This window comes from Vibrio sp. PNB23_22_6 (assembly GCF_052877535.1).
On record NZ_JBNFXP010000003.1, the window covers coordinates 69,174 to 82,224 of the forward strand.

At 45.1% G+C, this 13,051-nt stretch carries 16 protein-coding genes; 8 read left to right on the forward strand and 8 right to left on the reverse strand.

Annotation, left to right across the window (positions count from 1 at the left end):
• Positions 1–53: 53 nt before the first annotated feature.
• Both bcp and ACVA54_RS03425 read right to left on the reverse strand, forming a co-directional pair.
• The gene (bcp, locus tag ACVA54_RS03420) at positions 54–524 is read right to left on the reverse strand and encodes a thioredoxin-dependent thiol peroxidase (RefSeq protein ID WP_099079744.1); all 471 of its coding nucleotides are present in this window, start codon (positions 522–524) and stop codon (positions 54–56) included.
• A 15-nt stretch (positions 525–539) separates the two neighbouring features.
• The gene (locus ACVA54_RS03425; RefSeq protein ID WP_446618999.1) at positions 540–1,082 is read right to left on the reverse strand and encodes a glycine cleavage system protein R; all 543 of its coding nucleotides are present in this window, start codon (positions 1,080–1,082) and stop codon (positions 540–542) included.
• Positions 1,083–1,491: 409 nt separating this feature from the next.
• On the opposite strand from ACVA54_RS03425, the gene dapA reads away from it, so the two are divergent.
• Together dapA and bamC are read left to right on the forward strand one after the other, a co-directional pair.
• Positions 1,492–2,370: a 4-hydroxy-tetrahydrodipicolinate synthase gene (dapA, locus tag ACVA54_RS03430; protein WP_099079746.1), complete on the forward strand. Its 879-nt coding sequence runs from the start codon at positions 1,492–1,494 to the stop codon at positions 2,368–2,370.
• 65 nt (positions 2,371–2,435) lie between these two features.
• On the forward strand, positions 2,436–3,458 hold the full coding sequence (gene bamC / locus ACVA54_RS03435) for an outer membrane protein assembly factor BamC (RefSeq protein ID WP_099079747.1): 1,023 nt from the start codon (positions 2,436–2,438) through the stop codon (positions 3,456–3,458).
• 149 nt (positions 3,459–3,607) lie between these two features.
• On the opposite strand, the gene ACVA54_RS03440 is transcribed toward bamC, so the two are convergent.
• The 4 genes from ACVA54_RS03440 to ACVA54_RS03455 are packed head-to-tail and all read right to left on the reverse strand — an operon-like array spanning position 3,608 to position 6,056.
• Positions 3,608–3,820, reverse strand: a complete 213-nt coding sequence (locus ACVA54_RS03440; RefSeq protein ID WP_446649400.1) for a DUF2897 family protein — start codon at positions 3,818–3,820, stop codon at positions 3,608–3,610.
• Positions 3,814–4,515: a M15 family metallopeptidase gene (locus ACVA54_RS03445; protein WP_119463453.1), complete on the reverse strand. Its 702-nt coding sequence runs from the start codon at positions 4,513–4,515 to the stop codon at positions 3,814–3,816. Before ACVA54_RS03445 ends, ACVA54_RS03440 begins: the two co-directional genes overlap by 7 nt.
• Before the next feature lie 35 nt (positions 4,516–4,550).
• The gene (gene dapE / locus ACVA54_RS03450; protein ID WP_446581102.1) at positions 4,551–5,687 is read right to left on the reverse strand and encodes a succinyl-diaminopimelate desuccinylase; all 1,137 of its coding nucleotides are present in this window, start codon (positions 5,685–5,687) and stop codon (positions 4,551–4,553) included.
• A gap of 18 nt (positions 5,688–5,705) precedes the next feature.
• Entirely contained in the window at positions 5,706–6,056 is a 351-nt protein-coding gene (locus ACVA54_RS03455; protein ID WP_099079751.1) for an ArsC family reductase, read from the reverse strand.
• Between the two features lie 301 nt (positions 6,057–6,357).
• On the opposite strand from ACVA54_RS03455, the gene ACVA54_RS03460 reads away from it, so the two are divergent.
• Positions 6,358–6,645, forward strand: a complete 288-nt coding sequence (locus tag ACVA54_RS03460; protein WP_005445349.1) for a winged helix-turn-helix domain-containing protein — start codon at positions 6,358–6,360, stop codon at positions 6,643–6,645.
• Between the two features lie 37 nt (positions 6,646–6,682).
• Here the strand turns inward: ACVA54_RS03460 and ACVA54_RS03465 are convergent, their stop codons facing one another.
• Together ACVA54_RS03465 and ACVA54_RS03470 are read right to left on the reverse strand one after the other, a co-directional pair.
• Positions 6,683–7,015: a DUF4156 domain-containing protein gene (locus ACVA54_RS03465; RefSeq protein ID WP_099079752.1), complete on the reverse strand. Its 333-nt coding sequence runs from the start codon at positions 7,013–7,015 to the stop codon at positions 6,683–6,685.
• A 1-nt stretch (position 7,016) separates the two neighbouring features.
• Positions 7,017–7,370 carry a DUF2956 domain-containing protein gene (locus ACVA54_RS03470; protein WP_446649401.1) on the reverse strand — a complete coding sequence of 118 codons (354 nt, stop codon included), beginning with the start codon at positions 7,368–7,370 and terminating at the stop codon, positions 7,017–7,019.
• Positions 7,371–7,514: 144 nt separating this feature from the next.
• Between ACVA54_RS03470 and ACVA54_RS03475 the strand changes: the two genes are divergently transcribed.
• The 5 genes from ACVA54_RS03475 to ACVA54_RS03495 all read left to right on the forward strand — a co-directional run bounded on the left by ACVA54_RS03475 (position 7,515) and on the right by ACVA54_RS03495 (position 13,040).
• Positions 7,515–8,000: a DUF2919 domain-containing protein gene (locus tag ACVA54_RS03475; RefSeq protein ID WP_099079753.1), complete on the forward strand. Its 486-nt coding sequence runs from the start codon at positions 7,515–7,517 to the stop codon at positions 7,998–8,000.
• Positions 8,001–8,042: 42 nt separating this feature from the next.
• Positions 8,043–8,945 carry a Dyp-type peroxidase gene (locus ACVA54_RS03480; protein ID WP_099079754.1) on the forward strand — a complete coding sequence of 301 codons (903 nt, stop codon included), beginning with the start codon at positions 8,043–8,045 and terminating at the stop codon, positions 8,943–8,945.
• Positions 8,946–9,090: 145 nt separating this feature from the next.
• Positions 9,091–10,224, forward strand: coding sequence for a flagellin (locus ACVA54_RS03485; protein WP_119463452.1), 1,134 nt, complete (start codon positions 9,091–9,093; stop codon positions 10,222–10,224).
• A 262-nt stretch (positions 10,225–10,486) separates the two neighbouring features.
• Complete coding sequence (locus ACVA54_RS03490) at positions 10,487–11,620, forward strand: flagellin (protein WP_099079756.1); 1,134 nt, start codon at positions 10,487–10,489, stop codon at positions 11,618–11,620.
• Positions 11,621–11,909: 289 nt separating this feature from the next.
• Positions 11,910–13,040, forward strand: coding sequence for a flagellin (locus ACVA54_RS03495; RefSeq protein WP_099079757.1), 1,131 nt, complete (start codon positions 11,910–11,912; stop codon positions 13,038–13,040).
• Positions 13,041–13,051: the final 11 nt, after the last annotated feature.

Here is a 13,051-nt window from a genome sequence, read left to right on the forward strand (position 1 = left end):
AATAAAAAGCCCAGCGATTGCTGGGCTTTTTTGATGTTTGTATAAGATGATGGTTACGCGTTTTCTTTCAGGTAGCTCACAACCACGTCGTGATGGTCTTTAGTTTTGAACTTGTTGAACACGTGCTCAATTACACCTTCTTCGTTGATCAGGAAGCTGATGCGGTGAAGGCCGTCGTAGACTTTACCCATAAATTTCTTCTCGCCCCACACGCCGAATTGCTCCGCTACCGTGTGGTCTTCGTCGGAAAGTAGGGTGAAGTTAAGTTCATCACGCTCAATGAATTTACCAAGACGTTTTACTGGATCGATACTGACGCCCAATACCACAACGTTGTGGGCATCGAGTTCTGCTTTAACGTCACGAAGACCTTTTGCTTGAGTTGTACAGCCCGGCGTCATCGCTTTCGGGTAGAAGTAAAACAGGACTTTTTTACCTTTAAAATCACTGAGAGATACGGTATTGCCATCTTGGTCGAGCAAAGAGAAGGCTGGTGCTGGCGTGCCTGCTGTCAGCGTGTTCATTATTATTTCCTTTATTTATTGTGTGTTTTTAATGAAATTGAGTGAACCTTGTACATTGAGTGACTGGCAAAGTTCATCGAAATCCTCTTGTAATTGCATGAGGTTGCAATCTGCGCTGACAGAAGCAGTAATCGCAATGTGGAATTGATCCGCATCGAGCTGAACTTTTGATTTACTGATGGTTTGTGCGCTGAGGGAGTCGAGGCCAATCTGTTTATCGGCAAAAAATTGGGTGAACTTCTCGGTTAACCCCATGCGATCCTCTGACTCAATGAAGACTTCAATGGTGTAGCTATTATCGATTAACTCGTGCGTAGAGGTTCGCTTCATTATTGTGATCAAGTCATGTTCTTGCCCAAGCAGTGGCAATTGAGTTTCGACTCGAGTGACGTTACTTGCATTACCAGTGAGTAACATGATTAGGGTAAATTCATTCCCAAAGATAGCAATACGGCTATCGATAATATTACAGCCAGCTTGTGTGACGAGCTTAACCACTTGGTTACAAATGCCCGGACGATCCGTTCCAACCGCTGTAATTACCAGATGTTGCTTCATAAATCAGCTTCTTGTCCTTTTTTCGATAGACAGATGTTAGCACAGATATCGTCGAGAAATATCGAGTCAGTTCTTTTTTTAAGCTAGTGGAAATACTCGGTTGATGAAATGGGTATCTTGGTTGTAAGGCGGGGAAACAAATTCACTCGACGCTGACTTAGACAAGATAGTGAGAGAGTATATTCCGCGCCTTATTGTACTAGGGAAGTAAAGTGATAATGTGGCTTTCCTAGTGACGGCACGATTATCAGAGTTGCTGCGAATCAAACCAAATTGAGTAATTAAGTTGCTAGACCTCTAACAACTGATAATTATTCATTCATTTGTACTTTGTAAGCGAGCGTTCGCTCTTGTGTTTTTCAATCGCATTACAGTACCATGCATAAAGAGTAAAATGAGGGAGATAAACATGTTTTCAGGAAGTATCGTAGCGCTGATTACACCATTTAAGCCAGATGGTGAGGTGGACCTCGAAGGTCTACAAAAGCTGGTTGAATACCATATTGAAGCAGGTACAGACGGTATTGTGGCAGTTGGCACGACTGGTGAGTCTGCGACCCTGACCGTTGAAGAGCATGTAAAGGTCGTTAATAAAATCGTTGAATTTACCGGCGGTCGTATCCCAGTGATTGCGGGTACGGGGGCAAATGCAACCCACGAAGCAGTGACATTTAGCAAATTACTTGCAGATTCTGGTATCGCTGGTTATCTGAGTGTGACGCCTTACTACAACAAGCCAACACAAGAAGGTTTGTTCCAACACTACAAAGCAATTGCAGAAGCGAGTGATGTACCTCTCATTTTGTACAATGTACCAGGCCGTACAGCCGTTGATCTGTTGCCAGAGACAGTGGCACGCTTGTCAAAGCTTGATAATATTGTGGCGCTTAAAGATGCAACGGGTGATTTGAGCCGAGTTGCACTTCATCGTGAACTTTGTGGCGAAGATTTTATCTTACTAAGTGGCGATGATGCGAGTTGCCTAGAGTTTGTTAAACTTGGCGGCCATGGCGTTATCTCGGTGACCAATAATATCGCAGCGAAAGATATGGCTGATATGTTCCATTTGGCAAGTGAAGGTAAGTACGAAGAAGCAGAAATCATAAATCAACGTTTGATGACTCTGCACAAAAATTTATTCGTAGAATCAAGCCCTATACCTGTAAAATGGGCGGCTCAAAAACTTGGTTTGATTGAAGATGGTGGTCTGCGCCTTCCTTTGACCCCTCTTTCTGAAAAAGCGCAGCTGATCGTGGAACAGGCGCTAACAGACGCCGGTATTTATTAAGATTGAGTGACTAGGATTGAAGTTCATGCTGAGGGTAATAAGCCCTCAGTGTTTTAGGAGTATAAATGAAGCTTTCAAGCCAGTTAGTGTTAAGCTCACTAGCTGTATTCGTATTGACTGCCTGCTCAGGTGGTGCCAACCAACGTCGTCAAGCAAAGGATGATTTCGAGTATCTGAACACCCCAGCTTTGGATGAGTGGAGTGTACCAGTAGATGCGCAACCGCAGTTCTACCCAAATTATCAGATCCCTCAAGGGAATTATGTGGGTGGTGTTGGTAAATCGGTTGATATTCGTCCTCCACAGCAAGTGTTAGAGTTGATCCCAGGAGCTCGTCTTGAGCGCAGTGATAATGGTGAGGTAACACTTTGGCTGCTGCGAAAAGACGAGTTAGATAAAGTGTGGCAAACCGTGCAAGATATGGTTGCCGAAAATAAGATCCCGGTTGAAAACCAAACAGATTTTCGCATTGAGACGGGGTGGGTGACGTGGAACTCTCCGGATGAAGATGTGGAAATTGGTAGCCGATACGAAATCACGCGAGCAGATGCGGCGAATGGTCGCCATGGTTTTAAAGTCAGCTTGATTGACTGGCGTGAGGGTAACCAAGAGAAAGAAGTAACACATACTAACCGTGAGCGTTACAACGTGTTTATGACGAACTTGGTAACGGCGCGTTACGATCAGCACGTTCGTGAAGAGGCACAACGTAAAGCTCAAGAACTTGTTAAGCACATTCCAATTACCATGGGTAAAGATCGCAGCGGTCTGCCAGTGATTATTGCTCGTGCGCAATACAATGTATTATGGCAGCGTGTGCCTGATATTTTGCCGAAGCTTGGTTTTGATATTGAAGAGCGCAGCCAGTCACAAGGTACGGTTACGGCTCGATATGCTTCGCCAGATGATGAGTTCTGGAATGAAATTGGTGTTAAACCGATTGATTTAAGCCCGGGTAAATACATCTTCCTACTTGGTGATTTAGGTAACCGAACTTCAATCAACATTACGGATTCTTCTGGTAAGCCAGTAGAGGCAGAGTTCTTGAAGTCACTAACACCAGTATTGGCAGCGGTTGTGGAAGAGTGATCGAGTCGTTTTAACAGCAACAAACGGCTAGAAATATTGATATAAAAGGGACCAACCGGTCCTTTTTAATTATTCAACTTGGTGGAATTATACCTAAGTAACCTCAAAGTGCTTGGTTCAGCGAGAATGACTTGGCTTACTCAACGGCATTAACGAGATTTTTCCTTTTTCTCGTCTGTTTGGTCATCGTGACCATAGCGTTCTTTATCGAGCTTATTCAGTTTGTCTAAGTCGTTTTTTCGACTTTTGTCCATTTGACCTAACTTCATGTTCGCGGTGTATTTCAGCGCGGCAATATTACCAAAGACCACACTCAACACCACGATGATGATCACCCAAGGGTTGGTAAGCAGTTCTAACATAGTGCCTCCGACGATGTGATATTGTGAATAAATCGAGCTATGATCTTATCCAAATTATTCATGATGACTTCAATCCCTGCAATGGGGTCGATCTGATTCTGCTGGATTAACTGATTTTTCAGTAGATCTGACGTCATACCTGTTAAGCATTGCTGTGCTACTGTTTTATGGCTGATGTGCCAAGGCTCAATAGCGACGCCCCCCAAATCTTGCTGGTAGGGGAAGAAGAAGCCAAACCGCTCTAGATTTGCTGCTAACCATTGATAAAAAGTGAGCTGGTGGCCTTCCAAGAACTCCCAGGGTTCCAGTTGTAACGTGGTGTTTGGTGGCAACAAGTTACGAGCATAAACATCAAAATCACAGCCCCAATGATGTCGGCTGCCACCGGGTAGGGCAGACCAGCGAAGAATTGCCATCAGCTTTTCTTCATCACTGAGTTCCGCCTTGTTTAAAGGCTGGGAATTGGAATCTAGGATCGTTAACTCACCAGCAAACTTACCGTTCCAGATGCTTTTTTGACGGTTGAAGTCGCGAAAGCCGCTGGCAATTTCCATCTTAAAACCGGCTTTGGTTGCAGCTTCAATCATTTTGAGCAAATCATCCACTACTTCTGGGTGCAGCAAAAATGCCTTTTGGCCCACCAGTATGGATGTAAGGTGAGAATCTGTTGTTCCGGTAAGTTGCGCTGGTGTCATGGTGTTCTCGTTAATTGTGTCACTTCATTGCTTAGCTACTTTGCGAGCAAGTGCTTGAGCGTTTTCTCATACATGTCAGTCAACTTCTCTAGATCGTCAACTCTCACGCACTCGTTCACTTTGTGAATCGTGGCATTCACGGGACCAAGTTCAACGACTTGGCCGCCCATGCGCGCGATAAAACGACCGTCCGAAGTGCCGCCAGTGGTGAGCAGTGCTGGTTTGGTGTAGTTCACTTCATCGACGGCGGCAACCACCGCATCAAGTAGTGCGCCAGTGTCGGTTAGGAACGGGTCGCCATTGAATGTCCATTTTAGATCGTAGTTCAAGTCATGTTTGTTCAAGGTTTCAGTCACGCGTTGAACAATCACTTCGTTGTTCAGTTCGGTGCTAAAGCGTAGGTTGAACTGAACGTTAAACTCACCTGGGATCACGTTAGATGCGCCCGTACCAGCCGAAACGTTCGGGATCTGGAAGCTTGTTGGTGGGAAGTAATCATTACCTTGATCCCACTCTGTTGTCGCGAGTTCATGAATTGCCATCAGAGATTGGTGAACAGGGTTGTTTGCTAGGTGAGGGTAGGCTACGTGGCCTTGTGTTCCATTGACAGTAAGATCGCCAGTGATAGACCCTCGGCGACCATTTTTTACCACATCACCCACGATTTCTGTACTAGAAGGTTCGCCAACGATACACATGTCGATGTTCTCACCACGTTCCATCAGAGTTTCAACCACTCGAACCGTACCGTTGATGAAAGGGCCTTCTTCATCTGATGTGATCAAAAAACCGATAGAGCCCTTGTGGTCTGGGTTTTCTGTTATAAAGCGTTCCACAGCCACAACCATGCAAGCCAATGAGCCTTTCATGTCTGCTGCGCCGCGCCCATGAAGGTAACCATCGATAATGGTTGGTTCGAATGGCGGTGTACCCCACTGTTCTAATTTGCCCGCAGGGACTACGTCAGTGTGGCCTGCGAAAGCGAACAATGGTGCTTCTGTACCACGGCGAGCCCAGAAGTTTGTGGTGTCTTCGAATACCATGACCTCGATTTCAAAACCAAGCGCTTTTAGGCGTTCGATCATTACATCCTGACAGCCTGCATCTTCAGGCGTTACGGACTGGCGGCTGATCAGGTCTTTAGCAAGTGCCAATACTGGACTGTCTGTCATCCTTGAGTATTCCTTACATTAAGAGTTAAAAATGGTCGCGTATTGGTCTGCTTTGAAACCGATATGGAGTTGGTCTGCCACTTTCAAGATAGGGCGCTTAATCATTGCTGGGTTTTCTACCAAAAGCGCAATTGCGTTTTCTTGGTTAAGTGTATTTTTTTGTTCTTGAGTCAGTTGACGGTAAGTTGTGCCACGTTTGTTTAGAACTTGTTCCCAACCTAAAGTGTTGCAGAACGCCGTCACCATTGCGGCATCGACACCTTGTTTGCGGTAGTCGTGAAAATCAAATGCTAGATCTTGTGCTTCTAGCCATTTTTTGGCTTTTTTAATCGTGTCGCAGTTTGGGATGCCGAACATGGTGATCGTCATATTATTTCCTTTCTCTGAATTCTTCATACATAGATGGCTGTTATGTGTCGCCACTTTTGCATGATTTTGGGCTGTTGCAGCATCCTACCAAGAAGCAACCAAACAGACAAAATCAAGCGGTGAATAATGCTGTCTTATATAGTGCAGAATGAATAGATTTTGTTCAAACCCTCGTCGTTAAGCAAGGTGTCGAATAAAAATGCGGCTTTAAAGGGGATGGAAAAGTCGAGTTATTGATCAAACGCAACATCTCCCTGAGCAAAAAGGAAATAATGAATCGGCACAATTTTAGGAGGTTTAAATGGAATTGAGTCCTGTTTTTGCAAGGCGGCTATATTTGGCCTTGTTGGTGGAAAACCTAGAAAGACCAAATGTACCAAAATTGATCGAAAGAACGGGGTGGCCTCGTCGTACTATTCAAGATGTACTCAAGGCATTACCGGGGATCGGCATCGAACTTATCTTCGTTCAAGATGGCCGACGTCATAATGATGGCTATTACCAGCTTTCAGATTGGGGGCCTTTTGATAGTCAATGGGTTCTTGAGCGGGAAGGTGATATCGCTAGCAGTCTTGGATTTCGTGCGTAAGCCAGCAATTGCTGGCTTTTTTACTTTTTAGATAGGTTTATTGGCAGCGGTAGGCGGTGCCTAGCACGCTAAATGAAGTGACAAAATCTTGCGGTGAGAGCATAAACACAGTATCGGCTTGAATGGATGCCGCATTGTTTTTCAAATCGTTCATCGCACCTTGCATCATGGCGTCATTGGTAAAAAATAGGTAGCTGTACCAATGACCCTCACTGCCAGTGATCTCGCCTAAATACTCGCATTGTTTAGGATTAAACTGGCTGTCGATGCGAATCTCAACGTCTTGGCTTTGCTCATAAGGTTGGTTTTTTGGGGTGCTGCAGCCAAGAAGCGTTAAAATGATACCCCCAATCATAACAGTACGAAACACATTATCTCCCTATCAAGATGTAAGTTGCGAAACCAATCCAACTCAGAACCAACAGAGCCCAAGGTAACACGGAGGGTTTGTCTTGTGGCATATTGGTAACCACTTCCTCTTGCGCTGTTACCTGTTCACGTCGACGCTGCTTCTCTTTCTGCTGCATCTTCTTTGCTCTGTCGGCTTGTCGATTGCGTTCTTTTTGTTGTTTTTTGTAAAGTGCGATGCCCTTCTCAATACCCTGTGCGATCAGTTTGGTCTGTTCTTTGGTTTGACCTGGCTTTTGCGTCGCCTTAGCCACTTTCATCGCTTCGGCTTGCGTTTCTTGGGAAGGGGCTGGCGCTGCTGTATTTCTCTTTTTCATGGCTTTTTCTACGTCACTTGTCATTTGAAGTCAGTTTACCTGCCAAATAGGATGAAATGAACTTTCGTTCTCGAAATTGGAATGTTGAAGTTCTAAGCCGATCGGTTAAAGTGACGCTTTTCCGAAAGCAAAGAAGACAATATTGTGCGTTACTCATTTGATCAATACGATGCTCATGGATTTTTGAAAGCGCCAATTCTGTTATGGCTGGGTTGGATGTTCCTAGCGCGCTCTTGGGTGGTGTTTGCCTTGGCAGGAGTGAGCAGAGATAGTGGTAGCAAAATATTAGCGATTGTTTACCCTGACTCTAATACGTTATATCTCGGGCTATTGATGGGTATTCCTAGCTTGTTATTGATGTGGTTGATGGGTTTGCGCTATCCAGACCGAGGTTGGGTGAATCAAATTACACAACATGGTCGTGCTATGACTTTGATCTTGTGCGGTATTCAATTGGCTCAGACCATGTATCATGTCTACCTCGAACACGGTGTATTTAATTGGGCGAATGCGCTCACGATTACCTTGTTAACTTGGTTTGTGATCTATCTACTAAATGGAAGATGGGTGAAAGACTGCTTCTATGTGCCACAATTTGAGCACAATGAAGGACAGCCATCAAAAAATTAAGAACAAAAATTTCCCGTACGGGGCAATAAAGAGGATATCTCAATGCCACAAGCTCAAACGGCGATTGTGCCTGAAGCAGGACCATTTGCACTTTACACTCAGTTAAAGGTGAACCAAAACCGTGAAAATGTTTTGGCAAAACTAAAAGCGCTACCTGAGTTAGTCAACGAGCTCAATGCGAATCAACCAGGTGCAGATCTAACGATTTCTATCGCATTCACTAAGGCTTTCTGGCAGCACCTAAACATGCAAATGCCAGACGAGTTGATTGATTTCCGTCAGTTAGGAGAAGGCGACATCATCGCACCAGCCACAGACGTCGATGTTCTGATCCACTGTCACTCCACACGTCACGACTTGCACTTCTACGTTCTGCGTAAGTTCCTAGTTGATACTGCCGAAGACGTAACCGTTGTTGATGAGACATACGGCTACCGTTACCTAGATGCTCGTGACATGACAGACTTTATCGACGGAACAGAAAACCCGAAAGGCGACGCTCGTGCAGATGTTGCCTTGATCAAAGATGGCGCGTTCGCTGGCGGTAGTTACGTGATGGTGCAGCGCTTTGAACACAATCTTCCAGCATGGAACCGTCTGAGTGTCTCTGCTCAAGAGAAAGTGATTGGTCGTACTAAACCAGATTCTGTTGAACTAGAAGACGTACCAGCGGCATCACACGTTGGTCGTGTAGACATTAAAGAAGAAGGCAAGGGCCTTAAGATTGTTCGTCACAGCTTGCCATACGGTACCGCGACTGGCGCACATGGTCTTCTGTTCATCTCTTACTGCAACACTATCCACAACATCAAAGTGATGCTTGAAAGCATGTACGGTGTGACGGATGGTAAGACTGACCAACTGCTTCGTTTTACTAAAGCGGTAACAGGTGCTTACTTCTTCGCTCCTTCACAAGTAATGCTAGCGGAATTGGCAGTTAAGTAATACTCTTCAACGCTTTTCAAGCCCTCCATCTCGGAGGGCTTTTGTTTTCCATTTTTCTTTGTTCTATTTACTTTTAAAAAATCACTAAACCTTTGCTGAATGTGGTCGATAAACATACAAAGCCTTAATTTTGGACCCTTTATTCGTGGCGATCACTGTTAATACCAATGTGGCAGCGCTTGTCGCACAGCGTCATTTGACCAGTGCAACGGACATGCTGAACCAATCCATGGAGCGTTTGTCTTCAGGGAGGCGTATTAACAGCGCAAAAGATGACGCTGCGGGTCTACAAATTTCTAACCGCTTGCAATCACAAATGCGCGGTATAGATGTCGCGGTGCGTAATGCGAACGATGGCATCTCCATCATGCAAACTGCGGAAGGCGCGATGAATGAAGTGACCAACATCATGCAACGTATGCGTGATTTGTCGCTTCAGTCGGCCAATGGCTCAAACAGCCAGGCGGAGCGTACTGCGCTGCAAGAAGAAGTCACCGCATTGAACGATGAGTTAAACCGCATTGCAGAAACGACATCCTTTGGTGGGCGCAAACTACTTAATGGCAGTTTCGGTCAATCATCGTTTCAAATTGGCGCTGCTTCTGGTGAAGCGGTTCAGGTTGAATTGAAGTCGATGCGTACCGATGGTATCGAGATGGGCGGCTTTAGTTACGTCGCGAATGGGCGTACAAGTTCTGATTGGAAGGTAAAAGACGGTGCTATTGAACTGAGCATGTCATTCACTAACCGCTTGGGTGAAACAGAATCCATTCAAATCAATGCGAAAGCAGGCGATGATATTGAAGAGCTTGCTACGTATATTAATGGTCAAACGGATAAAGTCACAGCATCCGTGAATGAACAAGGGCAGTTGCAACTCTTTATGGCAGGTGCAGAAACGTCGGGCACAATTGCTTTTTCTGGTGATTTAGCAAGTGAACTGGGTTTGCAGCTAAAAAGTTACGACGCGGTCGATAGTCTCGACATTACTTCTGTAGGGGGAGCACAACAGGCGGTTGCGGTGTTAGATACGGCTATGAAGTATGTAGACACCAATCGCGCAGAGTTAGGTGCGTATCAAAACCGCTTTATTCATGCGATCAGTAATCTGGATAACATTCACGAGAATCTCGCCACCTCGAACAGCCGCATTCAAGATACCGACTACGCCAAAGAAACCACGCACATGGTGAAGCAGCAGATCTTGCAACAAGTCAGCACCACGATTCTTGCACAAGCAAAACAGGCGCCAAACCTAGCACTTACGCTACTGGGTTAATAAATTACGTGACGTGATTTCTACGCGAAACAGCCTGTATCGACAATTCCAAACGAAGCTTTAGCAAAAAAAGAACGTTTCTTTGCTTTTTTATCCGCTTCATCACGATTTGCCTGCCAAACAAACTATTTTCAAAAAAATCTTAAACTTTTCCTAAAGAAACCATGAACTGCGCCGTTAATAAAAATAACTTTGAGAGAACTACTTGGTTTTCCGAGACGTCGGAAACCGCACCATCGGAAAATCAATTGGAGAAATCACCATGGCAGTGAATGTAAACACAAACGTATCAGCAATGACCGCTCAGCGTTACCTAAATAGCGCAAACTCAGCACAACAAACGTCAATGGAACGTTTGTCTTCAGGTTCAAAAATCAACAGCGCAAAAGATGACGCTGCGGGTCTTCAAATTTCGAACCGCTTGAATGTACAAAGTCGTGGTCTTGATGTGGCGGTTCGTAACGCGAACGACGGCATCTCTATTGCACAAACGGCTGAAGGTGCAATGAATGAGACAACCAACATTCTGCAACGCATGCGTGATCTTTCTCTACAATCGGCAAACGGCTCAAACTCAAAAGCAGAGCGTGTTGCGATTCAAGAAGAAGTAACGGCACTAAACGACGAGCTCAACCGTATCGCTGAAACTACTTCTTTTGGTGGCAACAAGCTACTAAACGGCACGCATGGTTCTAAGTCTTTCCAAATCGGTGCAGACAACGGCGAAGCAGTGATGCTTGAGCTGAAAGACATGCGTTCAGACAACAAAATGATGGGTGGCTTGAGCTACCAAGCAGAAAACGGTAAAGACAAAAACTGGAATGTAGCTGAGGGTAAAAACGACCTTAAAATCAGCCTAAAAGACAGCTTTGGTCAAGAGCAAGAAATCAACATCAACGCGAAAGCGGGCGATGACATCGAAGAGCTAGCAACCTACATCAACGGCCAAACTGACCTAGTAAAAGCATCAGTAGACCAAGACGGTAAACTGCAATTTTTTGCGGGTAACAACAAAGTTGACGGTGAAGTGTCTTTCTCTGGCGCCCTATCTGGTGAGCTAGGCTTCGGTGAAGCGAAGAACGTAACAGTAGATACGATTGACGTAACATCCGTTGGTGGTGCGCAGGAATCTGTGGCTATCATTGATGCGGCACTAAAATACGTAGACAGCCACCGTGCAGAGCTAGGTGCTTTCCAAAACCGTTTCAATCACGCAATCAACAACCTAGACAACATCAATGAGAACGTGAATGCGTCGAAGAGCCGTATCAAAGATACCGACTTCGCAAAAGAAACGACTCAAATGACTAAGTCACAAATTTTATCGCAAGCGTCAAGCTCTATCCTTGCGCAAGCGAAACAAGCGCCAAACTCAGCGTTAAGTCTACTAGGCTAATTTGCCCAGTAAGAGAACCCCATTCGCTCGTGGTGAGAGATGAGCGAGTAAACCCAGCTTCGGCTGGGTATTTTCTGCTTGAACACAGAGTGAGTATTTCTTTTGTGAGCTAGGGCTGTTTGAGCTGCATCACACTTCAGTAAGTGACAGAAAATAATCACAAAAAAATAAATTTTTTGTCTAAAGGATATGGATTGATCGCCGTTAAAGGGATTGAGAGAAATAAGATGTACCTAAGTGAGGTGAGAGACACGACGGTGCATCAATCAAAGCCTTAAGGAGATCAACTATGGCGATTAACGTTAATACTAACGTTTCTGCGATGACCGCACAGCGTTACCTAAACCAAGCGGCTGAAGGTCAACAAAAATCAATGGAGCGTTTGTCTTCGGGTTATAAAATCAATAGCGCGAAAGATGATGCTGCAGGTCTACAAATTTCTAACCGTTTGAACGCGCAAAGCCGTGGCCTAGACATGGCGGTAAAAAATGCGAACGACGGCATTTCTATTGCACAAGTAGCTGAAGGTGCAATGAATGAGTCTACCAACATCCTACAACGTATGCGTGACCTATCGCTGCAATCTGCGAACGGTTCAAACTCAAAATCAGAACGCGTAGCGATTCAAGAAGAAGTCACAGCGCTTAATGATGAATTAAACCGTATCGCTGAAACCACCTCTTTTGGTGGTAACAAACTTCTTAACGGTACTTACGGTACTCAATCTTTCCAAATCGGTGCGGACTCAGGTGAAGCAGTCATGCTGACTATGGGTAACTTGCGTTCTGATACTTCTACAATGGGTGGTAAGAGCTACGCAGCAGAAGAGGGTAAAGATGCGTCTTGGACAGTTGGTGAAAAAACTGAACTAAGCATGAAGTACACCACTAAGCTTGGTGAAGAGAAAGAACTGACGATCAACGCAAAGCAAGGCGATGATATCGAACAGCTAGCGACTTACATCAACGGTCAAAGCGAAGACGTAAAAGCGTCTGTTGGTGAAGACGGTAAGCTACAAGTATTTGCTGCTTCTCAAAAAGTAACGGGTGACGTTGAGTTCTCTGGCAACCTAGCGGGTGAAATTGGTTTTGGCAAAGCAAAAGACGTTACGGTTAAAGATATCGATGTTACCACTGTAGCGGGTTCCCAAGAAGCGGTTGCTATCATCGATGGCGCACTGAAATCAGTAGACAGCCAACGTGCGTCTCTTGGTGCGTTCCAAAATCGTTTTGACCATGCAATCAGTAACTTAGACAACATTAACGAGAACGTTAATGCATCTAACAGCCGTATTAAAGATACTGATTACGCGAAGGAAACGACAGCAATGACTAAGTCACAAATTCTTCAGCAAGCAAGTACTTCAATCTTGGCTCAAGCAAAGCAGTCTCCATCTGCAGCGCTAAGCTTGTTGGGTTAATCGGGTCGACT